Below are 24,355 nucleotides of genomic sequence, written 5' to 3'. Positions count from 1 at the left end.
AAGAATAAGCTATTTTAATGCTTTGTATTTAATTCGATGAGGGTTTATAGCGTCATCACCAAGGCGACGTTTACGGTCTTCTTCGTAGTCTGAGTAATTGCCTTCAAACCAGGTTACCTGTGAATCGCCTTCAAATGCCAGAATATGAGTAGCAATACGATCCAGAAACCAGCGGTCGTGCGATATAACCACGGCACAGCCAGGGAAGTTAAGTATGGCTTCTTCCAATGCCCGCAAAGTCTCAACATCAAGGTCGTTAGTCGGTTCATCCAGCAATAATAGATTACCGCCTTTTTTCATTAACTTGGCCAGATGTACACGGTTGCGTTCACCACCCGATAAGTCACCAATGTTTTTCTGTTGAGAATCACCTTTGAAATTAAAATGACTCACATAAGCGCGAGAAGAGGTGGTGTATCGACCCACTTCTATATTATCAAGACTATCTGAAATTTCCTGCCAGACCGTGTTTTTATCATTGAGTGAATCACGGCTCTGATCTACATAAGCAATTTCAACTGAATCACCTATGCGGAATTCACCTGAATCTGGTTTCTCTGAGCCGGCAATCATATTAAACAGGGTAGACTTACCTGCGCCATTTGGACCTATGATTCCGACAATTCCACCTTTTGGTAAATTGAAATTTACATTTTCATATAACAGTCGATCGCCAAAACTTTTGCTGATATTTACCGCTTCTACAACCAGATCCCCAAGTCTGGGGCCGGGCGGGATATAGAGTGACTGGGTTTCACTGCGTTTTTGAAAGTCGTCACTTTGTAATTCTTCAAAGCGGGAAAGGCGTGATTTGCTTTTTGCGTGTCGGCCTTTTGCGTTTGAGCGAACCCACTCAAGTTCGGATTTTATTGCTTTTTGACGACCGGCTTCTTTTTTCTCTTCACTTTCAAGTCGGGCTTCTTTTTGTTCAAGCCATGAGGAGTAATTGCCTTCATATGGGATGCCGTGACCACGATCCAGTTCCAGTATCCAGCCAGCTACATTATCAAGGAAGTAACGGTCATGGGTTACCGCCACGACAGTGCCTGTAAACTCAGCAAGAAAACGCTCTAACCAGGCAACTGATTCAGCATCAAGATGGTTGGTTGGTTCGTCAAGGATGAGCATGTCAGGGGCCGATAATAATAATCGGCATAATGCGACACGTCGGCGCTCACCACCGGAGAGTTTACTTACATCGGCATCCCAGGGAGGAAGACGTAGTGCATCTGCAGCGATTTCCAGTTTATGCTCGAGGTTATGTGCATCGGCTGCCTGGATAATATTCTCCAGTTTAGCCTGCTCGGTTGCCAGTGCATCGAAATCTGCATCTGGTTCAGCATATGCAGCATACACTTCTTCAAGTTTAATCTGCGCTTCTTTAACAACTTTTAGTCCTTCTTCAACATTACCTCGAACATCCTTAGTTTCATCAAGTTCCGGCTCCTGTTGTAAGAAACCGATATTAATGCCCGGTTGAGGACGTGCTTCACCAATAATATCTGTATCAAGTCCGGCCATAATGCGAAGCAGGGTAGACTTACCTGCTCCGTTATAACCGAGAACACCAATTTTGGCGCCGGGGAAAAAGTTAAGGTAAATGTCTTTTAGAAGTTCTTTTTTGGGAGGGACAATTTTGCCCACACCATTCATTGTGTATATATACTGTGCCATAGGATTTTTTGTATTTAAACGGTCAGATTAATTAATGTAGATAAATTATACTGTATAAACGGTTGTTAGTTGTGGGCTATAATTAAAATATTATGGGTTTTAAGTTGGGAATTTTGAAAATTAACTATTTGTCGAATTTAGCTGCATCGTTATGTCTTCTGGGGCTTCAAGCCTGTAGTGGTGGAGGTAGCAGTGATACTAGTACTTCAACCGGTTGTACGCTTGGTAATGGAGCTAATGTGGCGGTGAGTGGTAATGTTACGTTTGACCGAGTGCCACTACTTTCAACTGGGCAGCTTGATTTTGATAATATACTGAAACAGGAGCCAGTAAGAGGTGCTGTAGTAGAAGCGATCTGTAATGGTACGTTGGTCACTACAAATACAGATGAAAGTGGTCATTACAGTTTGTTAATTCCAGGCAATACCAGTGGTGTATTTATTCGTGTTAAAGCTCAAATGCTTAAAACAGGATCGCCTTCCTGGAATGTTTCGGTAAGTGATGAAGCTCAGCCCGTTGTTAAACTGATTTTTGCAATGGATGGTAGTGTGTTTGATGCTGGTGCTTTAGATTTAACTAGAAATCTACACGCGGATTCCGGTTGGGATGGCTCGAATTACAGTTCGGTACGTGTTGCCGCACCTTTTGCTATTTTAGATACAATTTATGATGCAATGCAGTTAGTACTTGTTGAAAATACAACGGCGCAATTTCCAGCACTTGATGTTAAGTGGAGTTCAAATAGCACAACTGGTACTTTCTATACCAGTAATACCATAAGCGTACTGGGCAGAGTAACCGATACAGACGAATTTGATGAGCATGTAATTGCCCATGAATGGGGACATTATTATCAGGATGCATTTTCAAGAGATGACTCTATAGGTGGAAGTCATTCAACAGGTGATATCCTGGATATTCGCGTCGCTTTTAGTGAAGGCTTCGGTAATGCTTTTTCAGCCATGGTAACTGATGATGTTATTTATAAGGATTCATCGGGTTTAAATAATGGTTTTACGATTAACATAGAATCAAATGTCTGTAACTTTATTATACGTGATAGCAACGGCATAGATAATGGCGTAGATGAAAGTGGCTGGTTTAGTGAGTGTTCTGTTCAGTCTGCTTTATATGATTTTTATGACGATACTAATGAGGGTGTAGATGTTCTAAGTCTTGGGTTTTCGGGTATTCATGCCGTAATGACAGCGAATATACCTGATACGGATGCGGTAACCAGTTTGTTTAGTTTTATAACGCAGTATAAAGTATTAAATGCAGGTAGTGCTGCTAATATTGATTCGTTATTATTAAATAATCATTCAATTAACATTATTACTGATGATGAAGGAACGGGGCAGTTATTAAATCCGGGTGATACGAATCAGTTGCCCATATATGCGACAACTTTTCCAGTTACATCATTATGTGTTACAGGTGAAAACGGTGGATATAATGGTTTAGGTGTAACTCGTTTTGTAAAATTCACAGTACCTGACTCTAGAAGTTATACATTTACAGCAGTAAAGCTAACGGGTGGTCTTGCTGTTACAGACCCGGATATGATTATACGTTTTAAAGGGCAAATAATTGGTCTTGGTGAAAGTGAAGCTGATAATAGAGAAACTTTTTCAGCAGTTCTGTTGTCTGGTGTTGAGTATGTTCTTGAGTTAAGTGAGTTTGATACTTATGGTAATCCTCTGTCTATTTACACACCAACCGGTAGTGCTTCTGATACAACCTGTTTTTCAATCACGCGAACCTAGTGAATAAAATAGAATATTTAATTATGAATAAATTACTAACATTAACAGCCATTGTTACAACCGTTTTAATTAGTTATGGCATGTCATCGCCGGTTGATAATCAGTTACAGAAAAAAACGAATTTGCATTCAACAAAACATGAGCAGGTAACGACAAAACCTCATGCAGGTATTGAGTTAAATTATAATCGCCCTAAAAAATTACAGGTTGGGGATTCTTATGATTTAGTGCTCAATTTTAAAACCCGGGTATCAGCTGATACATTACAGATTAATATTAAACATGATGACGGGTTGCAGTTGGGGGTGTCACAATTTGATTATCAGTTTGCAGCATTTAAAAACAAAAAAAATAAAATAACAATCCCCGTAACTACATTGCATGATGGGCAATACTATATTGATATCAGTGCTGCTCTTATCACAAATGGCGTGTCTCAGGCACGTTCATTTTCCATTCCTGTCGTAGTAGGTGATCCATCTAAAAATAAAAAGATAAACGCGGGTTATATCTCCGTGCCAAGTCAGGGCGTGATTTCTATGCCCGCATCTGAGACAACGGAATAGCATCAGGTTTGATGCTTCTTTATTATTAAGCGATTTTAGCTTTATAAATAAATGAAAGTGTCTAGTGGAGATATATCGAGGGCTCGATTGTCTTTACAGATCAAGATTTCGTTTTTTCTATCTTAATCGATAAATTATTAATACCCATTCCGATATAGTGGCTATATGTAGTATCTCTACTAGCCTCAAACTACCATATAGGCTATGCTATGTGGCTTTCAGGGCACTTGGCCTAATTTAGCCTGTTTTCGGCACAATCGGAGATTTTAAACTATGTTTTCTGCAGATATGACTATTCAGGGATATGACGATGAATTGATGGACTCTATCAATGAGGAGACCCAGCGTCAGGAAGACCACATTGAATTAATTGCTTCTGAAAATTATACCAGCCCCCGTGTAATGCAGGCTCAGGGTTCAGCGCTTACTAATAAATATGCTGAAGGTTACCCGGCAAAACGTTATTACGGTGGTTGTGAATATGTTGATAAAGCCGAGCAACTGGCGATAGACCGCGCAAAAAAATTATTTGGTGCTGATTATGCAAATGTTCAGCCTCACTCAGGGTCACAGGCTAATGCAGCGGTTTATATGGCATTATGCCAGCCAGGTGATACGGTTTTAGGTATGAGTCTGGCTCATGGTGGTCACTTAACTCATGGTTCTAAAGTGAGTTTTTCTGGAAAAATGTACAACGCAGTTCAATACGGTTTAAAAGAAGAAACCGGTGAAGTTGACTACGAGCAGGTAGCAGAACTTGCCCGTGAACATAAACCTAAAATGATTATTGCTGGCTTTTCGGCTTATTCAAAAATTATGGACTGGCAGAAGTTTCGTGATATTGCTGATGAAGTAGGTGCTTATCTTTTTGTTGATATGGCGCACGTTGCAGGTCTGGTTGCAGCGGGTATTTACCCGAATCCTGTACCGATTGCGGATGTGGTTACTTCAACAACACATAAAACATTACGTGGTCCACGTGGTGGTTTGATTCTTGCGAAAGAGAATGAAGAAATCACCAAGAAATTCAACTCGGCTATTTTCCCGGGTTCGCAGGGTGGCCCGCTTATGCATGTCATCGCTGCTAAAGCGGTTGCATTTAAAGAAGCAATGGAACCTGAGTATGTAGAATATCAGAAGCAGGTTGTTGTGAATGCACAGGCGATGGCTAAAGTATTTATGGATCGTGGATATGATGTGGTATCTAACGGCACTGAAAATCACCTGTTTCTTGTGAGTTTTATTAAGGCAGGTTTAACAGGTAAAGATGTTGAGAATGCGTTAGGAAAAGCTCATATAACAGTGAATAAAAACTCGGTTCCAAATGACCCTCAGTCGCCTTTTGTTACATCAGGTATACGTGTTGGTACACCAGCATTAACAACCCGTGGGTTTAACGAAGAGCAGTCTGCTGAGCTTGCAGGCTGGATGTGTGATGTTATCTCCAATATGGATGATGACGCACTTATTCAGGGCATACAGGATAAAGTTTCAGAAATATGTGCCAGACTACCCGTATATAAATAAAGAAGTGACAGGGCGAAGCCCTGTCTTCTTTGGACTTAAGATTAATGATTAACGACTTACGACAGACTTATGCACTGCCCGTTTTGTAAAACACCGGATACTCGCGTTGTTGACTCCCGACTGGGAGGTGATGGTGATCAGGTGCGTCGTCGCCGTGAATGCGTTGAGTGTAATGAACGTTTCACAACTTACGAAACAGCTGAGCTGAATTTACCTCGAATTGTAAAGCAGGATGGCACGCGCCAGACTTATGATGAGGCAAAATTACGTTCCGGTTTTACCAAGGCATTAGAGAAACGTCCGGTCAGTGATGAAAAAATCGAAGAAAGCATTAGTCATATAAAACACAAGTTACTTTCACAGGGTGAGCGTGAGGTAAATGCGCGAACATTGGGTGACTGGGTGATGGAAGAGTTACAGTTACTTGATCATGTGGCTTATATCCGCTTTGCGTCTGTGTATTTAAGTTTTGAAGATGTAGATGCATTTAGAAAGACAATAGAAAAACTGGAACAACAATAGGTTAGTTCAATTTTCATAAACTATCGTTGGCTTAGGCTGGTTGCCGCTACAAGTTATGAACTAGTAAGCACGACTCAGATGCGCGACAGGTTTATTAAACATTGCAATCAATATAATACTCATGAGTCAGTCCTCACTCGATAATTTATATATTTCAAAAGCTATTCAACTAGCTAAAAAGGGGCTGTATACCACGCAGCCTAATCCTCGTGTCGGCTGTGTTATTGTGTTAAATAATGACATTATCGGAGAGGGGTATCACCAGCAGGCAGGCGAACCGCATGCGGAGATTCATGCATTAAATCAGGCGGGTGATAAAGCGAAAGGTGCAACGGCTTACGTTAGCCTTGAACCCTGCAGTCATCAGGGAAAAACACCTCCCTGTGCTGATGCCTTAATTGCTGCGGGTGTGAGCCGGGTTGTGTGTGCGATGCAGGATCCGAATCCGTTAGTGGCTGGCAAAGGGCTGGAAAAATTAGAAAAAGCAGGTATTAGTACACGTAGTGGTTTAATGCAGTCTGAGGCAGAAGCGATAAACCCGGGTTTTATTAAGCGAATGAAAACAGGCTTGCCTTTTGTGCGTGTTAAATTAGCCATGAGTCTGGATGGTCGAACAGCAATGGCATCTGGTGAAAGCAAATGGATAACCGGTGAATATGCCCGGGCAGATGTACAAAAATTACGTGCCAGAAGTTCAGTAGTTTTAACCGGAAGTGGTACTGTGCTGGCAGATGATCCATCAATGAATGTACGGGTAACATCTGCCGAGTTAAATGCCCACGTTGATTTACATCAGCCTTTGCGCGCCATAATAGATAGTCAGTTAAGTGTGCCGTTAGAAAGTAAGATATTTAAACAAAGTGGCCAGACACTGGTATTTAGTACGCAGGTCGCTGATCATGCCATTACTATGCCGTCCAGAGGTGGAAAAGTTGACTTACAGGCGGCTTTAAAATATCTGGCAGACGAGCATCAGGCGAACGAAGTGCATGTAGAAGCGGGTAATGAGTTGTGCGGTGCTCTGTTAGAACAACACCTGGTAGATGAAATTGTGGTATATATAGCGCCGCATATTATGGGTGATTCAGCTAAAGGTCTGTTTCATATGCCGGGTCTGCAGAAAATGTCCGAACGTATAGACCTTGAAATTAAAGAAATACGCCCAATAGGTAAAGACTGGCGTATTACAGCTGTACCTCAATAGTTACTGTATAGATTATGAATAAAGAGAGAAGTATATGTCCACAATAGCCGTGGTCAGAAAAAATGGTAAAGTTTGCATTGCTGCTGACAGTTTAACCACCTTCGGTGACCTTAGAATGGGCGCGTCATATGATCGCGACTATAACAAGATCCAGGCATATAAAGACGGTTATTTTGGCATTGTAGGAAGTGCAGCCCATGCATTAGTGATGGAATCTGTACTGGCGGATGATAAAATTGAAATTGATTTCAATTCACGACTGGGTATATTTGAAACTTTTCGCGCATTACATCCGGTATTAAAAGAAAACTACTTTTTAAATTCAAAAGATGAAGAAGATGATCCTTATGAGGCAACGCATATTGATGCGTTAATTTGTAATAAAAAAGGTATTTTTGGTGTTTATTCACTACGTGAAGTGAGTGAATATCATAAGTTCTGGGCGATTGGCTCTGGATCAGAGTTTGCGTTAGGTGCAATGCATGCTCTTTACGAGAGGTTAGATTCAGCAGAGGATATTGCCCGAGCTGCTGTTGAAGCCGGTTGTGAGTTTAATACCTCATCAGATTTACCCATAAGTATTCAGACGATGGAGCTGGAAGAGTAATGTTTACTGGCATTATAGAATCGTTAGGAATAATCGAAAGTATTGAAGATAAGGGCGGTGACGCTCGCTTCTGGATACAGACCGGTAAAATGGATATGTCTGACGTTCAGCTAGGTGATAGCATTGCTATGAACGGTGTGTGTCTAACAGCAATTGAATTACGTGATAATGCGTATTGTGCAGATGTTTCCGGAGAAACATTGACACTGACCTCTCTAAAGCAGTTAAAAGAGGGCAGCACTGTTAATCTTGAAAAAGCCTTAACATTGCAAACTCGTTTAGGTGGTCATATGGTTAGCGGTCATGTTGATGGGCTGGGTACGGTTATCGATCGATATGATGATGGTCGTTCTGTACGTTTTATAATAGAGACTCCAAAATCACTGGCAAAATATGTTGCTATGAAAGGCTCAATTACAGTGGACGGTGTCAGTCTGACCGTTAATAAAGTAGATGGTTGTCAGTTTGAATTAAATATAGTGCCTCATACGCTGCAGGAAACTATAATGGGCAGTTATCAGTCAGGTTCAGAAGTGAATCTGGAAGTTGATCTGGTTGCGCGTTACCTCGAACGCCTGGTGTTGGGTGATGGGGCGGCTAAAACAGATTCTGAATCAGAAATTACCACAACCTTTCTCGCAGAGAATGGTTTTTTAAAGTGAAACTACATTAAGAATATTACGTATGCAATTGAATAATATAGAAGAAATCATTGAAGATATAAAGCAGGGAAAGATGGTCGTTATTATGGATGACGAAGATCGTGAAAATGAGGGCGACCTGTTAATGGCGGCTTCAGCCTGTACTGCTGACGATATTAATTTCATGGCCCGTTATGGTCGTGGTCTTATCTGCCTGACTTTAAATGAAGAGCGTTGTCGTCAGTTGCGTTTGCCTCAGATGGTTGATAATACAGATGATATGCACGGTACTAACTTTACTGTCAGTATTGAAGCAGCGGAAGGTGTTACTACAGGTATTTCAGCTGCTGATAGAGCGATCACAGTTCAGGCTGCAGTTGCTGAAGGTGCTACATCACAGGATATTGTTCAACCAGGGCATGTCTTTCCACTTAAAGCTCAGCCAGGTGGTGTTTTAAATAGAGCCGGTCACACCGAAGCGGGTTGTGATCTGGCACGTCTCGCAGGTTTTGAACCAGCTGCTGTTATTGTTGAAATTTTGAATGATGATGGCACCATGGCGCGACGCCCGGATCTTGAAACATTTGCAAAAGAACATGATCTTAAAATCGGTACTATCGAAGATTTAATTCGTTACCGTATACAAAATGAAAAGACTGTTGAGCGAGTTGCCGAGAGTGACTTCCCTAATGAATTCGGGCATTTCCGTTTATATGCGTATCAGGATGCGATTGGTAATGATCTGCATCTTGCACTGGTTAAGGGTGAAATTGATCCTGATAAACCAGTGCGTGTACGAGTGCATATGGAAAATACCATGTGTGATGTGCTCGCTTCGACTAAAAAATGTGGCTGGCCACTGCGTGAAGCAATGAAGTCGATATCTGGTGCAGATGAACCCGGTGTTATCGTTATATTGCGCGAGCCTGAATCTGCGCGTCAGATAGTACAGTGGATGTTAGATCATAAAGAAGAAAATAAAGATACCGGTGGTTCACCTGAAGAGTTAAGGACTCACGGTATTGGTGCACAGATTTTAATGGATCTAAATGTTCATAAAATGCGTCTGTTATCAGCACCAAAGCGAATTCATGGTCTTGCCGGATTTGGTCTTGAAGTGGTTGATTATATAACGGGTGATGAATAAGTTATAATCCACAAAATTTTATTAAATTAAAGAATAAAAAGAGAAAACAATGTCAGATATAAAAACAGTAGAAGGCGAGCTGCAATACTCAGAAGGTAGCTTTGTAATCGTAAGTGCACGTTTTAACAGTTTTATCGTAGATAGTCTGGAAGGCGGAGCGATTGATGCACTAAAGCGTCATGGTGTTTCGGAATCAAATATCACTGTTGTTAAAGTACCAGGTGCATATGAAATGCCATTGGCTATTCAGGCTTTAGCACAAACAGGTAAATACGATGCAATTATAGGTCTGGGTGCGGTTATTCGTGGCTCAACTCCTCATTTTGATTTTGTTGCAGGTGAAGCGTCTAAAGGCATGGCAAATGTTTCTCTGGATAACAATATTCCGGTTATTAACGGTGTATTAACGACAAATACTATTGAACAGGCTATCGAACGTGCCGGCACTAAAGCAGGTAATAAAGGTGCTGAAGCGGCAATAAGTGCGCTTGAAATGGTTAACCTTTTAAAGAAGATTGCTTAATGTCAGTATCCCTTGCAAAAGGTCGAAGTAATGCTCGTAAAAAAGCGACTCAGGCTTTATATCAATGGCAAATGTCTGGTAATGATCTGGTTGATATAGAGGCACAGTTTCATGAAGAGCAGAATATGGAAAAAGTCGATACTGATTATTTTCATAAACTGTTACATGAAGTGCCAACAGACGTATCAGCACTGGATAAGTTAATTGAAAAATACAGCGATCGCAAAGAAAGTGAGCTGGATCTTATTGAACAGTCTATTTTGAGGTTATCGAGTTACGAGTTAAAAAATTCGATAGATGTACCTTATAAAGTTGTTATCAGTGAAGCGATAACGCTGGCAAAAATGTTTGGTTCAGATAAGAGTCATGCGTTTGTAAATAGTATTCTGGATAAGCTTGCCAAAGAGCTTCGTGTAACAGAAACAAAAAAATAGTTTTAAGAGTTGTTATAAGCCGTAAGTCAAAATCTTTACTTGCCTTAAAAAATGGCATGATAAATTTTGTAGACTTACGACTTACGACTTACGACTTACGACATTATCTCGTATACTGCTGCATCATCTGACGCTGTTCCGGTGTCATGTTTTTCATCATTTCCTGCATCTGAGGCTGCATTTTCTGCATCTGCTTCATGGCATCATTTATCATTTCTGAGGTGTTTGTTAATTTATAATCAGCAGGGATTTTAAAAGCGTTTACAGGAAGACGAGCCTTTTTATTGATTCTTGTTACAACGGATTCCAGTCTTTTATTTTGATCGATACTCTTTAGTGGAAAGCCTATTTCTCTTAATCTCAAGCTCATTTTACGATCGGCTTCATCGCAGGGTTCAGTGAAAGCATCTATACCCATACCTGTCATACCTGCCAGTTTTGCATCCATGTTTTTTTCCATGTTTGCAAAAGCATATGCGAATTTTTTAACACCCATATCACGCATTGCTTCAACTGAGACATACAGGCTTCCGCAATAGTTGTCATTTGCGTATAAAGCATATTCTTCAGTTTCATAACCAGCAATAGTGGGGCCAAGACCCATGGTTTTTGTGTAGGTGTCTACGTATTTTGTTGGCGCTGAATTTCTACCGTTATCGAGTAAAAATTCACTCATGTCCATTACAGTTCGATGCCGGTGAATGACTACATTCATTGTTTTACTGGCCAGATCCATTACTACGTAACCTTCATTTTGAGGCATTTCTATTCGTGCTTTATTACCATCAATGTATATAGTGGAGACCTGATGTTGAGAATCACGTGTTTGAATTGCAACGGCTGCCTGTATTGTATTGTTAATAAATACTGATATCAGGAGTGCGCTGAGCAGGCTAAGTTTTTTCATGTCCATATTCCTTGTTATTTTTAATAAAAATAACATAAGTGGATATGATTGTGAAAGGGGAAACAGGTTGGTTTTTATCTTTGAACGGCTTAATGGCATACCGATATTAAACCGGTAAAGTCTGGCGGGGGCCTTTCTTTACCGGTTAGTTAGACTGTATTTAGACCATAAGTGATTGTTTGGTGCTTTCTATTATTTCCTGATTTTCTTCGATTTCTACTACATTAACATCGGTATCCATACCCAGTTTGGCAAATGCGGGAACGGATGACCAGTCAATCTCCTGTGGTTCATGGCCGCCCTGCAATAAAGCAATCTGAACTAGATCAACCATATCAGCACCGCCTTCATGGTCGTAACTAAAGTTATGAGCGTGTTTAACAACATTTGTCATTGAATCACCAAAGTTCCAGGTTTTCAAAATCAGTTCACCCACTGGAGAGGTCAGTTCGTCTATAACGTTACCAAGTGCTTCACTGTCATTGAACAGGTCATCATCATCTTCTGCCATAACCAGTATAGGCAGTGAGCCAATATTATGAATTAAGCCGGCAAGTAAAGCCTGTTCAGGGTTAATGCCAGGTACTGTTGTAGCGAGCATGCGGCAAATTGCAGCAACTTCGACAGCTGTGTTCCAGCTCTTACGGAAATGCTCATCTAGAACATCAGACGTTGCCTGATAAATCTGTTTCATGGCGAGGCTGATAACCAGGTCTCTTACCATGCGAATGCCTAGTCTCGTTACAGCCATCTGTAGGTCTTCAATAGGTGTACGGCTTCTGTATAGCGGGCTGTTTGATACCTGAATTAAACGGGCTGATAAAGAGGCGTCCTGAGTCAGAGTTTCAGCAATTTGCTGAGCCGATGTATTTTCACTTTCAACTGCATCGCGAATTTTTAATGCAACTTCAGGTAATGTTGGTAAAACTAACTGATCTGATTCAACTGCTGTTTTAAGTTCATTATAGAATTGGTCCGCTTTTTCTGACATGTTTTTCCCGTAAAAAATTATAATTATGAATGGAGTATAGGCTATTTAAACAAAGTGGTGGTCTCATCAAAGACAAGCTTATTTTCTTCAATATCCAGAACATGGGAATCTGTATTTATGTTCATTCGAGCAAAAGCTGAAACAGTTGACCAGTCTTCAGGGCAGTCTAAGCCCGTGTAGATGCTACCTTGAATTAGAGCTACCTGAACAACATCAACGTAATCTGCTGGTCCGTCATGGTTGCGTCGAAAGTGATAACACTCATTTGCCACATCTACCATATAAGATGGGAAGTGCCATTTTTGAAATATAAAGGCACCGACTTCTCCCTGTAATTTGTGTAGTATTTTATAAAGTGTGCCGGGTTGATCGAATAGTTCATCATCATCTTCAGCCATTAGTATAATCGGTAGCGCACCAATGTTATGTGTCAGGCCGGCTAACATCGCTTTTTCTGCGTCAAGGTGTTCGTGTTGAGATGCAAGTAAATGTGCAATTGCGGCTGTTTTTGTGCTGGCGAGCCAGAGTTCATTGAAGCGTTCTGCAATAACATCATTTTCAGCATTGTATAACTGTTTCATTGAAAGGCTAATAATCAGATCTCTAACCAGTTTCAGTCCCAGTTTGGTTATTGCCATTTGAATATTATCGGTGCTAATTCTGGTGCGATAAAGTGAGCTATTCGCTATTTGAAGTAAGCGTACGGTTAAGGCTGGGTCCCGGCTAATAACTTCAGCAATTTTTTGAGCAGATGATTCTTCTTTCTCACACTCAGCTTTAATTTTAAGTGCGACATCAGGCAAGGAGGGTAGAAGTAATCTTTCAGTGGTGACCGCATCTTTTACTTCTTCCAGAAAATTTTCAGTTTTATGCTGCATTGATACCATATTGATCCCTTATACCTGCATCAAGCTATTACGCGTTTGCTCGAGTTCTACCTGAACGGATTCATCAAGGCTTCTAATTGAAGGATCCAGACCTAATGCTTTAATGGCAGGTATATCTGACCAGTTATCGGGTGCGTTTGCCGGTGTATGTTGAGTATGTAAAATCCCTGCCTGTACTAAATCTACATAATCTGCTTTTGAGTCATGAGTTCGGCTAAAATCATTCCAGTTTCCCGCGACATCAATTAATGATTGTGGAAAGTTCCAGAAACTGAGTATTTTCTGACCAAGTTCACCCTGAATTTCAGCTGTAATTTCTTTAATGTTCCGGTTATTGCCAAATAAAGAGGGTTGTCTGTCTGCTAGTTCTATTATGGGTAATGAGCCAATATTATGTATGAGGCCTGCAAGCATGGCATGTTCTATATCCAGATTATTCTGAGTTTTAGCCAGCACCCTACAGACTGCTGCCACATCAACGCTGGTTTGCCAGATTTCCTTGAACTGCTTTTCAATGGCATGATCACGAGCCTTAAAAGCCTGTTTTATAGCTAACATAACAACCAGGTCTTTAACAATACGTACACCTAGCCGGGTAACGGCCATTTGTAAGCTATCAATTTCTGTTCGAGCTCTATATATAGGGCTGTTTGCAAGTTGTAACAGGCGCGCAGATAAAGATGTGTCCTGCGCTAACAACATGGCAATATCTGCTGCTGACTGACTATCTTTTTCTACAGCTTCTCGAATTTTTAAAGCGACTTCCGGTAGTGTAGGTAGTTTGATTTGATCAGTTTCAACGGCTTTGAACAGTTGTTGAAGCACATGTTGGCTTTGTTCATTCATATGGTTAAATTGTAGTTTGGGATTTATTAAAAATCCAAGAAATTTGATAAGACTGTTATGAGCGGTAAGTCAAAACCGACATCCTGAGTAATATGATAGTAACTGCTTCAGTAGATAAAGTACTTAAAAATGTTTCATTTTTAATGAAGTAATTTTACTATCACATTACCCTGCAGGATGCAGGATGCAGGTTGAGTGAAACCTTTTATTCAACTGAATAAGGTAATGAGTGCACCGTTATAGCGGGGCCATTTTCATCATGCAACTGTAATGAACCAGCTTCAGCATCTGCGATATCAATTACGGCTAATGCAATATGACCGCCGTCAGGATCTACCTGTGAGTTGACAATCTGGCCTGTGCCCTGACCAGATGTTGAATCTTTAGCAAACAGTTTATCTCCGGCAATTACTGCATTGTCACTTTCAATATTTATTCTGAACATGCGTCGTTTTAATTTTCCCAGATATTGCATTCGAGCCACTACTTCCTGACCTGTGTAACAGCCTTTCTGGAAATTAACACCATTTATTACGTGCATATTGGTCATTTGTGGTACAAAAGCTTCAGATGTTTCAGGTGTAATGGTTGGAATGCCGGCCATAATGTCCAGTGTTTCCCACGCATCTGCTCCAGCCGGAGCAGCATTAACATCAAGTTGTCCCCATATTTTCTTTATAGCTTCAAGTTCGCCCATAATTTCATATCTGGGAAGAGTGCCGGCACATTTTATAATGGTATAACCATTAGACTGGGTTACATCATCCGTTTCTGTTGGCAGGTCTGATATGATGTTAGAAAGTTGTTCGTCAGCTTTTGGGCCTGAAAGGCCGATTTTAATCAACGCATCGTTATTGTCTTTAATAGTGACTTTTGCCATTAGAATAAACATGCTAATACGTTTTAATATTGATTCAAGGAGTGATTGTGGCAGACTCAGAAAATAACTGTCGTCACGTTTAAATACCCTGAAGTTTGCCAGCATGCGACCTTTATGTGTGCAGTAAGCGCTTAACTGGCTGTGTTGAAGGCTAACATCTCGCACATCGTTGGTTAACTGGCCCTGTAAAAAGTCAGCAGTATCTTCACCATCAATAGAAATAAGACCATGATGGCTTAAGTCGCATATCACCAGACCAGTGTGAACCATACGGTGTTCACGTTCTAAATTTCCAAAACTTACTACTTTATTATTCTCAATTTCAGCGCCTGCATCCTTGAGAAAGTCTAACCATGCTGGTTTCATGTGAACACCGTACCTTTTTTATTGGACTTTAAGTTTAGATAGTAATCATTTTATAGTGTAGTGTCAGCATACAGTTAGTATGGATTATTAAAAAAATTCCACTACAATCATACATAAGAATAATAATAGACAATTAAGTTAAAAGGGAAAATGAAAAATGGCGGTATCCGATAACCGACCCTTCTTTCTCAATCTGGTAATAATTCGATTACCAGTCACGGGATTTGTTTCAATTTTTCACCGTATTAGTGGTTTATTGTTGTTTCTCGCAATACCATTTTCTGTATATCTACTGGATATTTCCCTGCAGGGTATCGACGGTTTCAATAAAGCAGTTGATATTCTCAATATGCCATTTTTTCAGCTGGTTTCTCTGGTGCTGCTCTGGTCAATTATTCATCATTTTATAGCGGGTATTCGATTTTTATTAACAGATTTTGACATTGGTCTGGAGAAACAACGGGCGACACAGCTGGCATGGTTAGTGTTCGTGATCGAAGCAGTTGTTCTGGCTTTACTAATCTTGGGGATCTTTTTATGAGTTCACCGGGTTTACAGGGTTTAAGGCCGTGGATAATACAAAGAATCAGTGCAGTTTTTATTGCTGTATTTATTCTTTATGTTTTTTTTATAGTAATGATAAATAATCCACTAAATACTAATGACTGGGCAGTTTGGGTGGCTATTCCTCATAACAATATCTTTATAGGTCTGTTTCTCATTGCTGTTCTCTGGCATGCCTGGATCGGTGTCAGAGATATTGTTCTGGATTATGTTCCAAATGTGGTTGGTCGACTGCTGGTGTTAACTCTGGTTGGGAGTACATTAATCGGCAGTGGATTATGGGGGTTTAAAGCACTGTTTATGGTTTTTATTAAATGAATATTGAAGACATACCAAGAAGACGATTTGATGCATTAATCATTGGTGCAGGTGGCGGTGGCTTAAGAGCAGCATTACAGTTAGCTGAAGCTGATGCCTCAGTTGCGGTTGTATCCAAAGTTTTTCCAACACGTTCTCATACCGTAGCTGCACAGGGTGGTATGAATGCGGCACTGGCTAATGTATTGCCTGATAACTGGCACTGGCATATGTTTGATACGGTTAAAGGTAGTGATTATTTAGGTGATCAGGATGCCATAGAATATATGTGTCGGGCTGCACCTAAAGCTGTTTATGAAATGGAGCATTTTGGTGTGCCATTTTCTCGGTTAGATAATGGAAAAATATATCAACGACCTTTCGGTGGACAGTCACAGAATTTTGGTGGAGAACAGGCGGCCAGAACCTGTGCGGCTGCAGACAGAACCGGGCATGCAATTTTACACAGTTTATATCAGCAAAATATCCGCGCTAAAACACATTTTTTTGATGAATACTTTGCCGTTGATTTATTAAAAGATGAACAGGGTAATGTGTTGGGTGCTTATGTTTTTGATATACATAGCGGTGAAGAGCTTATCATTGAAGCTAAAACCACATTGCTTGCGACGGGTGGTGCAGGTCAGCTATTTAGAACCACGACAAATGCATTAATTAATACCGGTGATGGTATGGGAATGGCATTACGTGCAGGTGTTCCGTTACAGGATATGGAATTTTTTCAGTTTCACCCAACCGGCATTGCAGGTCGAGGTATGTTAATAACTGAGGGTGCCAGAGGTGAGGGTGGTTATCTGGTTAATGCGGAAGGTGAACGTTTCATGGAGCGTTATGCGCCTACTGCAAAAGATTTAGCTTCGCGCGATGTGGTGAGTCGGTCTATTTTCACAGAAGTGAAAGAAGGTAGAGGCTGTGGTCCGAATAAAGATCATGTGATGTTAAAGCTCGATCATTTACCGGAAGATGTTTTGCAATCAAGGTTACCGGGAATCAGGCAAACCTGTATAACATTTCTGGGTATTGATCCCGCAGATCATCCCATACCTGTTTATCCTACTGCGCATTATACGATGGGTGGGATACCAACAAATCGTCAGGGGCAGGTTGTTGTTCCAGTAAAAGATACACCCGAAGAGCCGGTTACCGGTTTATATGCTGCTGGTGAGTGTGCCTGTGTTTCTGTGCATGGTGCTAACCGTTTAGGTGGTAATTCATTACTGGATATTCTGGTGTTTGGCCGTTCTGCTGCGAACCATATTATTCAGTATCTTAAAGAAAACAGATTCCATAAAGCACTTGATGAAAGTGTAATTAAACAGGCTTATGACCGTTTGCATAGATGGGATAATAATACAGGTGGTGAGTCAGTTGATGATATTCGACGTGACCTGCAAAAAGCAATGGAAGATAACTGTGGTGTTTTCAGAACTCAGGATGTTCTGGATAAAGGCGTAGAAGAAGTTTCTAAACTGGCAGAACGTTTAAAGAGTGCAAGCATTACGGATCAGTCAGAGTTATTTAATACCGCAAGAGTAGAAGCGCTCGAACTGGAAAACTTAATGGATGTGGCTTTAGCTACAGTTTATTCTGCATCTGCGCGTACAGAAAGTCGAGGTGCACATTCTCGAGTTGATTATGCTGAACGAGATGATAAAAGCTGGATGAGACATACGCTTTATAGTAGTGAAGATCGTAAACTGGATTATAAACCGGTAAGAACTAAACCTATGTCGGTGGCGAGTTTTCCTCCTAAGCCGAGAGTTTATTAAAAAGATGTTTTTCGCAGAGATACATAGAGCACAAAGTGAAAAATAACAGTTTATGCGCCATAGGTGCTGTAGCTGATAGTACATTGTTCTCTGTGGAAAAATATTAAATAAAAAGGTATATATATGCGTTTTCGCATTTACAGATACAACCCGGAAAAAAATAAAAAACCTTATATGCAAGATTATCAAATAGATAATGTTTCATCGGATATGATGCTGTTAGATGTGCTTTTGTTATTGAAAGAACAGGATCCTACTTTAGGTTTCAGACGGTCATGCAGAGAAGGTGTCTGTGGTTCTGACGGGATGAATATTAATGGAACAAATGGTCTTGCCTGTATCACACCTATTACGTGTTTAAAGGAGCCTATTGAGCTTCGCCCTATGCCACGATTACCGGTTATTCGAGATTTAATTGTCGATATGGATCAGTTTTATAAACAGTATCGTGATGTAAAACCATTTCTTGATGTAAAAGATCCCTTGCCTGAAGTTGAGCTTAAACAGACTCCTGAAGAGAGAGATAAACTTGACGGCTTATATGAATGTATACTTTGTGGTTGTTGCACAACGTCATGTCCTTCTTTCTGGTGGAATCCAGATAAGTTTTTAGGCCCTGCGGCATTGCTTCAGGCCGCGCGTTTTATTGGCGATTCACGAGATCAGGCAACAGAGGAAAGGTTGCAGTCTCTGGATGATCCGTTTAAATTATTCAGATGCCATACAATTATGAATTGTGTGCAGGTTTGTCCTAAAGGTTTAAATCCAACGAAAGCAATAGGTGATATTAAAAAGATGATGGTTAAAAAATCCATGTGATTTTTGGTCGTACCCAGGAGCACATTGATATGTGCTTATATAAAATAATTAGTATGTTTAAAACTGGACTTAGAAATTAAAGGTTGTCTTTTATGAATGTGCTTAACAAAATGCCTGATCAGGTTACCTCAGAATTACGTTGGCGTTGCCGACGGGGAATGCTCGAGCTTGATATTTTATTGAATGGTTTTATTGACAAACAATATACTCATTTAAATAGTGAACAAAAAAATATCTTTGACCAGATTTTAGATTATCCGGATCAGCTTTTATTTGATCTTTTTCTCGGTCATATGGAATCTTCTGATAATAGTGTCTCAGATCTTGTCCAGACAATACGCCAGTCAGCTTCTGTTTGAAGTTCAAGTTTCAAAAATATATCAGAACATTATATTTATTTGTGTTTTGATATCTCTGCTCTCAGTTTTTCTGGTTTCTCAAAATAATATTATATTAAGTGTTTTATTATTTGTTTTTCTTATGTTTCTTGTTGTCGATTCAGTTAAAAGAAATGTAATGTGTGAGTTGCAATGGCAGCCTGATGGAGACTGGTTGATAAGGGTGAATAAGGAAGTTGCAAAAGCAGAATTGCAAACGGGTAGTGTAGTTACTCCAGTTTTTTCATTGCTTAAGTTTAAGCTGGAAAATAATAAAAAATTTATCGTTATTTTATTTAAGGACAGTGTTGATGTTGAAAAATTCAGGCAGTTTCGTGTGAGAATAAAAGTTGAAGGTCTTCAAACTAAAAAAGAACGTGATACACTTGGCGGATGAGTAAAATTTTAAAAAATCAGGTAATCGAAAACTGTAAACAAAAAACCAGTCAATATGGTTGTGAAGATGTACAGCCAGTTGATTTTGTAAGTTTAATGGATATGTATGAGGATAATTACATTAAAATTCGTAAGCTTATACCCGGTTTGCAGCAAATTAAAGAGTCAGCTATTTCTGAATCGCAAGGACATCTTAATTTACATTTAAACATTGTAGAGCGTAGTAAATTTACTACAACGTTAAGGCTGAGTTATTGTTTTGCAGATAATGGTGAAACACGTTTAGAGCCAAATTTAAAAATTCGTATTTATCAAGATGCAGGTCTGGCAGAAGTTATGTCGGGTAAGTTGCATCATGGTCGGCTTGTGTTAGATCACCTGCCAGCTGATGCTTTGCGTGAAAAGTGGCAGCTTAATCGCTTTTTAAGCAAGTGGCTAAAATACTGTCTTCGGCAGAAGCATGTTTTTTTGCAAATAACAGATACAGTTGCTGATATTTCTATCGCATAATATTCAACTTTCAACTGCTCATTTTTTAACCATTAAGAGCCTCATTTCAAGTATTTATACCGGTATAAATCTGTTCACTTCAAATTACCGTTAGTCACTGATTTATGGTAATATTTCTGGCTTTATGGCTATGCTTGCCAAGCCATTAACCATGTCATTTACTAGGGCATTAAAAATAGCCCGATAAACTACGGAAAAGAAGCACCTTATGGCTGAATTTGCCAAAGAAGTAGTACCCGTTAATTTAGAAGATGAAATGCGCCAGTCCTATCTTGATTACGCGATGAGTGTAATTGTAGGAAGGGCCTTACCTGATGTTCGAGATGGTCTGAAACCCGTTCACCGCCGTGTGCTATACGCGATGAACGTTCTGGGTAATGACTGGAACAAGCCTTATAAAAAGTCAGCCCGTGTAGTCGGTGATGTTATAGGTAAATATCATCCACATGGTGATACAGCGGTATATGACACGATCGTACGGATGGCTCAGCCATTTTCCATGCGTTATATGCTGGTTGATGGTCAGGGTAACTTTGGCTCGGTTGATGGTGATTCACCTGCTGCTATGCGTTATACCGAAGTGCGCATGGATAAGATATCTCATCAGATACTTGCAGATCTGGACAAAGAAACTGTTGATTTCGCAGAAAACTATGACGGTTCAGAAAGTGAACCGACGGTTATGCCAACGCGTATTCCTGCATTACTGGTAAATGGTTCTGCTGGTATCGCTGTGGGTATGGCAACAAATATCCCTCCGCATAACCTGAATGAAGTTATTGATGCCTGTATTGCGCTAATAAATAACCCGTCAATCGATATCGAAGGTTTGATGGATTATATCCCTGCGCCTGATTTGCCTACTTCGGCTTTTATCAATGGCACCAAGGGTATTCGAGAAGCGTATCGAACAGGTCGTGGACGTATGTTTATGCGATCGCGTACTTCCATCGAAACGGCTGATAACGGTAAGCAAAGTATTATCGTGCATGAGCTGCCATATCAGGTTAATAAAGCGCGTTTAATTGAACGTATTGCTGAACTGGTTAAAGACAAAAAGATTGAAGGCATTACTGAAATACGTGATGAATCCACCAATATCATTCGCATTGTAATTGAAGTGCGTCGTGGCGATGTTGCGGAAGTGCTGCTTAATAATTTATATAAACAGACATCCATGCAAACCGTATTTGGTATCAATATGGTTGCCCTTGTCGATGGTCAGCCAAAACTCCTGAATCTTAAAGAAATTATTGAGGCGTTTGTTCGTCATCGCCGTGAAGTAGTTACCCGTAGAACGATTTATGAGTTACGAAAAGCACGAGACAGGGCACATGTATTAGAAGGCCTTGCTGTTGCACTGGCTAATATAGATGAAGTCATCGAGCTAATTAAGGCATCTAAAAATTCAGCTGAAGCGAAAGCCGGTTTAATTTCCCGTGCGTGGAAATTAGGTATGGTATCAGATATGTTAAGTCGATCTGGTGCTGAAGCTTCACGTCCTGAATTTTTACGGGATGAGTTTGGCATGCGTGACGGGAGTTATTACCTTTCTGAAACCCAGGCACAGGCAATTCTTGAATTAAGGTTACATCGTTTAACCGGTTTAGAGCAAGATAAAATAATCAATGAATTCAGTGAGATACTTGATATTATTAAAGCTTTAATTGAGATACTGGCGAACCCTGATCGTTTACTTGAAGTTATTCGTGAAGAGCTTGAACAGGTTAAAGAAGATTTTGGTGATGAACGTAGATCTGAAATACTGGAAAGCCAGTTAGATCTGAGTCTTGAAGATCTTATAACGGAAGAAGATGTGCTGGTTACCTTCTCCCATGAAGGTTATGCCAAGGCGCAGATACTTTCTGAATATACGGCTCAAAAACGCGGTGGAAAAGGTAAATCAGCCACTAAAATGAAGACAGAAGACTTCATTGATAAACTGTTTATCGCAAATACCCATGACACATTATTATGTTTCTCTAGTCGCGGTAAAGTTTACTGGATTAAGGTTTATGAACTCCCGCAGGCAAGTCGAGGTTCACGTGGTAAACCGTTAGTGAATTTGTTGCCACTTGAAGAAGGTGAGCGTATTAATGCTGTATTACCTATTCGTGAATATGATGAAGATCACTTTATCTTCATGGCAACCAGCTCAGGTACTGTTAAGAAAACACCATTAACTGCATTTTCGAATCAGCGTGCTGGTGGCATTATTGCACTTGATTTGCGTGAAGATAATTTACTCGTAGATGTAGCGTTAACCGATGGCACAAAAGACATCATGTTAATGGCAAGTTCGGGTAAAGCTATTCGTTTCAATGAAACAAATGTTCGTGCTATGGGCAGAACAGCTGCCGGTGTTCGTGGTATACGAATGAAAGACGGTGAGAAGTTAATTAGTTTAATTGTTGTTGATGAAGAAGCGTCTATATTGACAGCGACAGAAAAAGGTTATGGTAAACGCACAGTGACTACTGAGTATTCCTGTAAGGGGCGTGGTGGTCAGGGTGTTATCTCAATTCAAACTTCAGATCGAAATGGTCATGTTGTTGGTGCTGTTCAGGTAAGTGAAACTGATGAGTTTATGATGATCTCTGATGGGGGAACATTAATAAGAACCAGTGTTAATGAAGTCAGGATTATGGGTAGAAATACTCAGGGTGTGCGTTTAATACGACTTTCTGAAAATGAAAAATTAGTAGAGTTAGAGCGTATTGAAGTTTTACCAGATGAAGAAACTCCCCTTGTAGTAGATGAAGAAACAGCCGAATAACTCAGTGTCGAGTTAAAGATTTTGTTCCTGTTGTTATGAATAATTTTCAATAGGAGTGATCTTTAGGTCGCGATTGGGGTGCAGGCATACTCATTATGTATAAATGACTTCCTGAAAAGTTAGTTTAGAAATGCGTAATTCAACAAATTTAAAATAGTTAAGGTGAGAAAGGCAATGAGCCGAGTTTATAATTTTAGCGCAGGTCCTGCATGTATTGCAGATGAAGTATTAAAACAGGCACAGGAAGAAATGCTGGACTGGCAGGGTACAGGCATGTCGGTTATGGAAATGTCTCACCGAGGTAAAGCTTATATGTCGATCGCAGAAAAAGCGGAAGCGGATTTGCGTGAAATAATGAACATTCCAGCAAACTATAAAGTGTTGTTTATGCAGGGTGGAGCAAGCACACAGTTTGCAGCAGTACCTATTAATTTAATGGGTTCAAACCGTAAAGCAGATTATATTTTAACGGGGCAGTGGTCTAAGAAAGCCATTGCTGAAGCTAAGCGTTATGGTGACATTAATGTTGCAGCATCTTCAGAAGATTCAAAATTTACAACAGTACCGGAGCAATCAGAATGGAACTTAAGTAAAGATGCAGCTTATCTGCATTACACTCCAAACGAGACAATTGTTGGTGTTGAGTTTCCATTTCTTCCAGAAACTGATGTGCCATTAGTTGCCGATATGTCATCAACTATTATGTCTAAGGAAATTGATGTAAGTAAGTTCGGTATTATCTATGCGGGCGCTCAGAAGAATATCGGTTGTGCAGGTTTAACCATTGTTATCGTGCGTGATGATTTAATTGGTAATTGCATAGATGGCATGCCTGCAATGTTAGATTATAAAATCATGGCGGATAATGATTCTATGTATAACACCCCTGCGACTTACAGTTGGTATATTGCCGGTTTAGTCTTTAATCGCATTAAAGAAAACGGTGGAATTAAAGTTCTTGAAGAAACCAATCGTCGTAAAGCAGGTAAATTATATTCTGCAATTGATGAGTCTAGTTTTTATTCAAATCCAGTTGATGTGGACTGTCGTTCATTGATGAATGTACCTTTTATTCTAGGTGACTCGGCTCTCGATGGTGCTTTCCTTGAAGGTGCAGAAAAAGTCGGATTAACCACATTAAAAGGACATCGATCAGTTGGCGGTATGCGTGCAAGTATTTATAACGCTATGCCAGAAGCAGGTGTTGATGCTCTGGTAGAGTTCATGAAGGACTTTGAAAAAAATAACGCTTAAACGTAGCTAACCCGCTTATTCTTGCATGGTTCCATATCTTCGTTGATAAATGGACATTTACATTTGTAAACCCACATTTATCAC

The 24,355-nt window shown here is 40.1% G+C and carries 25 protein-coding genes; 19 read left to right on the top strand and 6 right to left on the bottom strand.

Annotated features, from left to right (window positions below):
- Window positions 1–9 precede the first annotated feature (9 nt).
- Complete coding sequence (locus tag DIZ80_07495) at window positions 10–1,674, bottom strand: energy-dependent translational throttle protein EttA (protein ID RDH83970.1); 1,665 nt, start codon at window positions 1,672–1,674, stop codon at window positions 10–12.
- Window positions 1,675–1,766: 92 nt separating this feature from the next.
- Here DIZ80_07495 and DIZ80_07490 point away from each other — a divergent pair, with 92 nt between their 5' ends.
- The 10 genes from DIZ80_07490 (at window position 1,767) to DIZ80_07445 (ending at window position 10,611) form a co-directional block, all read left to right on the top strand.
- Window positions 1,767–3,440 (top strand): hypothetical protein, encoded by a 1,674-nt coding sequence (locus tag DIZ80_07490; protein RDH83969.1) that lies wholly within the window; start codon window positions 1,767–1,769, stop codon window positions 3,438–3,440.
- Entirely contained in the window at window positions 3,440–4,006 is a 567-nt protein-coding gene (locus tag DIZ80_07485; protein ID RDH83968.1) for a hypothetical protein, read from the top strand. The genes DIZ80_07490 and DIZ80_07485 overlap by 1 nt, the downstream gene beginning before the upstream one ends.
- A gap of 273 nt (window positions 4,007–4,279) precedes the next feature.
- On the top strand, window positions 4,280–5,533 hold the full coding sequence (gene glyA / locus DIZ80_07480) for a serine hydroxymethyltransferase (GenBank protein ID RDH83967.1): 1,254 nt from the start codon (window positions 4,280–4,282) through the stop codon (window positions 5,531–5,533).
- A 69-nt stretch (window positions 5,534–5,602) separates the two neighbouring features.
- Window positions 5,603–6,055, top strand: coding sequence for a transcriptional regulator NrdR (locus DIZ80_07475; GenBank protein RDH83966.1), 453 nt, complete (start codon window positions 5,603–5,605; stop codon window positions 6,053–6,055).
- 121 nt (window positions 6,056–6,176) lie between these two features.
- Window positions 6,177–7,259 carry a bifunctional diaminohydroxyphosphoribosylaminopyrimidine deaminase/5-amino-6-(5-phosphoribosylamino)uracil reductase RibD gene (gene ribD / locus DIZ80_07470; GenBank protein RDH83965.1) on the top strand — a complete coding sequence of 361 codons (1,083 nt, stop codon included), beginning with the start codon at window positions 6,177–6,179 and terminating at the stop codon, window positions 7,257–7,259.
- Between the two features lie 34 nt (window positions 7,260–7,293).
- Window positions 7,294–7,866 (top strand): MFS transporter, encoded by a 573-nt coding sequence (locus DIZ80_07465; GenBank protein RDH83964.1) that lies wholly within the window; start codon window positions 7,294–7,296, stop codon window positions 7,864–7,866.
- Entirely contained in the window at window positions 7,866–8,528 is a 663-nt protein-coding gene (locus DIZ80_07460) for a riboflavin synthase (GenBank protein RDH83963.1), read from the top strand. Before DIZ80_07465 ends, DIZ80_07460 begins: the two co-directional genes overlap by 1 nt.
- Before the next feature lie 22 nt (window positions 8,529–8,550).
- The gene (ribB, locus tag DIZ80_07455) at window positions 8,551–9,654 is read left to right on the top strand and encodes a 3,4-dihydroxy-2-butanone-4-phosphate synthase (protein ID RDH83962.1); all 1,104 of its coding nucleotides are present in this window, start codon (window positions 8,551–8,553) and stop codon (window positions 9,652–9,654) included.
- A gap of 49 nt (window positions 9,655–9,703) precedes the next feature.
- Window positions 9,704–10,177, top strand: coding sequence for a 6,7-dimethyl-8-ribityllumazine synthase (locus DIZ80_07450; GenBank protein RDH83961.1), 474 nt, complete (start codon window positions 9,704–9,706; stop codon window positions 10,175–10,177).
- Entirely contained in the window at window positions 10,177–10,611 is a 435-nt protein-coding gene (locus DIZ80_07445; GenBank protein ID RDH83960.1) for a transcription antitermination factor NusB, read from the top strand. Before DIZ80_07450 ends, DIZ80_07445 begins: the two co-directional genes overlap by 1 nt.
- 103 nt (window positions 10,612–10,714) lie before the next feature.
- On the opposite strand, the gene DIZ80_07440 is transcribed toward DIZ80_07445, so the two are convergent.
- The 5 genes from DIZ80_07440 to DIZ80_07420 all read right to left on the bottom strand — a co-directional run bounded on the left by DIZ80_07440 (window position 10,715) and on the right by DIZ80_07420 (window position 15,488).
- Window positions 10,715–11,518 carry a hypothetical protein gene (locus tag DIZ80_07440; protein ID RDH83959.1) on the bottom strand — a complete coding sequence of 268 codons (804 nt, stop codon included), beginning with the start codon at window positions 11,516–11,518 and terminating at the stop codon, window positions 10,715–10,717.
- A 160-nt stretch (window positions 11,519–11,678) separates the two neighbouring features.
- A complete protein-coding gene (locus DIZ80_07435; protein ID RDH83958.1) occupies window positions 11,679–12,509 on the bottom strand; it encodes a histidine kinase in 831 nt (276 codons plus the stop codon).
- A 41-nt stretch (window positions 12,510–12,550) separates the two neighbouring features.
- Window positions 12,551–13,396, bottom strand: a complete 846-nt coding sequence (locus tag DIZ80_07430) for a histidine kinase (GenBank protein RDH83957.1) — start codon at window positions 13,394–13,396, stop codon at window positions 12,551–12,553.
- 9 nt (window positions 13,397–13,405) lie between these two features.
- Window positions 13,406–14,242 (bottom strand): histidine kinase, encoded by an 837-nt coding sequence (locus DIZ80_07425; GenBank protein RDH83956.1) that lies wholly within the window; start codon window positions 14,240–14,242, stop codon window positions 13,406–13,408.
- Window positions 14,243–14,447: 205 nt separating this feature from the next.
- Window positions 14,448–15,488, bottom strand: a complete 1,041-nt coding sequence (locus DIZ80_07420) for a folate-binding protein (GenBank protein ID RDH83955.1) — start codon at window positions 15,486–15,488, stop codon at window positions 14,448–14,450.
- Between the two features lie 157 nt (window positions 15,489–15,645).
- Between DIZ80_07420 and sdhC the strand changes: the two genes are divergently transcribed.
- The 9 genes from sdhC (at window position 15,646) to DIZ80_07375 (ending at window position 24,271) form a co-directional block, all read left to right on the top strand.
- Window positions 15,646–16,029 carry a succinate dehydrogenase, cytochrome b556 subunit gene (sdhC, locus tag DIZ80_07415; GenBank protein ID RDH83954.1) on the top strand — a complete coding sequence of 128 codons (384 nt, stop codon included), beginning with the start codon at window positions 15,646–15,648 and terminating at the stop codon, window positions 16,027–16,029.
- On the top strand, window positions 15,966–16,370 hold the full coding sequence (sdhD, locus tag DIZ80_07410) for a succinate dehydrogenase, hydrophobic membrane anchor protein (GenBank protein RDH83953.1): 405 nt from the start codon (window positions 15,966–15,968) through the stop codon (window positions 16,368–16,370). The genes sdhC and sdhD overlap by 64 nt, the downstream gene beginning before the upstream one ends.
- Complete coding sequence (gene sdhA / locus DIZ80_07405) at window positions 16,367–18,139, top strand: succinate dehydrogenase flavoprotein subunit (GenBank protein RDH83952.1); 1,773 nt, start codon at window positions 16,367–16,369, stop codon at window positions 18,137–18,139. Before sdhD ends, sdhA begins: the two co-directional genes overlap by 4 nt.
- Window positions 18,140–18,262: 123 nt before the next feature.
- A complete protein-coding gene (gene sdhB, locus DIZ80_07400) occupies window positions 18,263–18,958 on the top strand; it encodes a succinate dehydrogenase iron-sulfur subunit (GenBank protein RDH83951.1) in 696 nt (231 codons plus the stop codon).
- Between the two features lie 110 nt (window positions 18,959–19,068).
- On the top strand, window positions 19,069–19,317 hold the full coding sequence (locus DIZ80_07395; protein ID RDH84127.1) for a hypothetical protein: 249 nt from the start codon (window positions 19,069–19,071) through the stop codon (window positions 19,315–19,317).
- Between the two features lie 46 nt (window positions 19,318–19,363).
- Window positions 19,364–19,732, top strand: coding sequence for a hypothetical protein (locus DIZ80_07390; protein RDH83950.1), 369 nt, complete (start codon window positions 19,364–19,366; stop codon window positions 19,730–19,732).
- Entirely contained in the window at window positions 19,729–20,241 is a 513-nt protein-coding gene (locus DIZ80_07385; protein ID RDH83949.1) for a DUF1249 domain-containing protein, read from the top strand. Before DIZ80_07390 ends, DIZ80_07385 begins: the two co-directional genes overlap by 4 nt.
- Window positions 20,242–20,449: 208 nt before the next feature.
- On the top strand, window positions 20,450–23,017 hold the full coding sequence (locus tag DIZ80_07380) for a DNA gyrase subunit A (GenBank protein RDH83948.1): 2,568 nt from the start codon (window positions 20,450–20,452) through the stop codon (window positions 23,015–23,017).
- A 174-nt stretch (window positions 23,018–23,191) separates the two neighbouring features.
- Window positions 23,192–24,271 carry a 3-phosphoserine/phosphohydroxythreonine transaminase gene (locus DIZ80_07375; protein RDH83947.1) on the top strand — a complete coding sequence of 360 codons (1,080 nt, stop codon included), beginning with the start codon at window positions 23,192–23,194 and terminating at the stop codon, window positions 24,269–24,271.
- Window positions 24,272–24,355: the final 84 nt, after the last annotated feature.

The organism is endosymbiont of Galathealinum brachiosum (assembly GCA_003349885.1).
Taxonomy (GTDB): Bacteria; Pseudomonadota; Gammaproteobacteria; order SZUA-229; family SZUA-229; genus SZUA-229.
The sequence above is the reverse complement of the archived record's forward strand: the minus strand, read 5'-3'. Positions and strand labels throughout refer to the sequence as shown.

Coding starts and splice junctions, on each gene's coding strand:
- DIZ80_07465 (RDH83964.1), top strand. CDS start 7,294: ATGTCCACAATAGCCGTGGTCAGAAAAAATGGTAAAGTTTGCATTGCT.
- DIZ80_07445 (RDH83960.1), top strand. CDS start 10,177: ATGTCAGTATCCCTTGCAAAAGGTCGAAGTAATGCTCGTAAAAAAGCG.
- DIZ80_07380 (RDH83948.1), top strand. CDS start 20,450: ATGGCTGAATTTGCCAAAGAAGTAGTACCCGTTAATTTAGAAGATGAA.
- sdhB (RDH83951.1), top strand. CDS start 18,263: ATGCGTTTTCGCATTTACAGATACAACCCGGAAAAAAATAAAAAACCT.
- DIZ80_07395 (RDH84127.1), top strand. CDS start 19,069: ATGCCTGATCAGGTTACCTCAGAATTACGTTGGCGTTGCCGACGGGGA.
- DIZ80_07440 (RDH83959.1), bottom strand. CDS start 11,518: ATGAAAAAACTTAGCCTGCTCAGCGCACTCCTGATATCAGTATTTATT.
- DIZ80_07375 (RDH83947.1), top strand. CDS start 23,192: ATGAGCCGAGTTTATAATTTTAGCGCAGGTCCTGCATGTATTGCAGAT.
- DIZ80_07495 (RDH83970.1), bottom strand. CDS start 1,674: ATGGCACAGTATATATACACAATGAATGGTGTGGGCAAAATTGTCCCT.
- glyA (RDH83967.1), top strand. CDS start 4,280: ATGTTTTCTGCAGATATGACTATTCAGGGATATGACGATGAATTGATG.
- DIZ80_07420 (RDH83955.1), bottom strand. CDS start 15,488: ATGAAACCAGCATGGTTAGACTTTCTCAAGGATGCAGGCGCTGAAATT.
- sdhC (RDH83954.1), top strand. CDS start 15,646: ATGGCGGTATCCGATAACCGACCCTTCTTTCTCAATCTGGTAATAATT.
- DIZ80_07435 (RDH83958.1), bottom strand. CDS start 12,509: ATGTCAGAAAAAGCGGACCAATTCTATAATGAACTTAAAACAGCAGTT.
- ribD (RDH83965.1), top strand. CDS start 6,177: ATGAGTCAGTCCTCACTCGATAATTTATATATTTCAAAAGCTATTCAA.
- sdhA (RDH83952.1), top strand. CDS start 16,367: ATGAATATTGAAGACATACCAAGAAGACGATTTGATGCATTAATCATT.
- ribB (RDH83962.1), top strand. CDS start 8,551: ATGCAATTGAATAATATAGAAGAAATCATTGAAGATATAAAGCAGGGA.
- DIZ80_07475 (RDH83966.1), top strand. CDS start 5,603: ATGCACTGCCCGTTTTGTAAAACACCGGATACTCGCGTTGTTGACTCC.
- DIZ80_07385 (RDH83949.1), top strand. CDS start 19,729: ATGAGTAAAATTTTAAAAAATCAGGTAATCGAAAACTGTAAACAAAAA.
- DIZ80_07425 (RDH83956.1), bottom strand. CDS start 14,242: ATGAATGAACAAAGCCAACATGTGCTTCAACAACTGTTCAAAGCCGTT.
- sdhD (RDH83953.1), top strand. CDS start 15,966: ATGGTTAGTGTTCGTGATCGAAGCAGTTGTTCTGGCTTTACTAATCTT.
- DIZ80_07450 (RDH83961.1), top strand. CDS start 9,704: ATGTCAGATATAAAAACAGTAGAAGGCGAGCTGCAATACTCAGAAGGT.
- DIZ80_07430 (RDH83957.1), bottom strand. CDS start 13,396: ATGGTATCAATGCAGCATAAAACTGAAAATTTTCTGGAAGAAGTAAAA.
- DIZ80_07460 (RDH83963.1), top strand. CDS start 7,866: ATGTTTACTGGCATTATAGAATCGTTAGGAATAATCGAAAGTATTGAA.
- DIZ80_07490 (RDH83969.1), top strand. CDS start 1,767: ATGGGTTTTAAGTTGGGAATTTTGAAAATTAACTATTTGTCGAATTTA.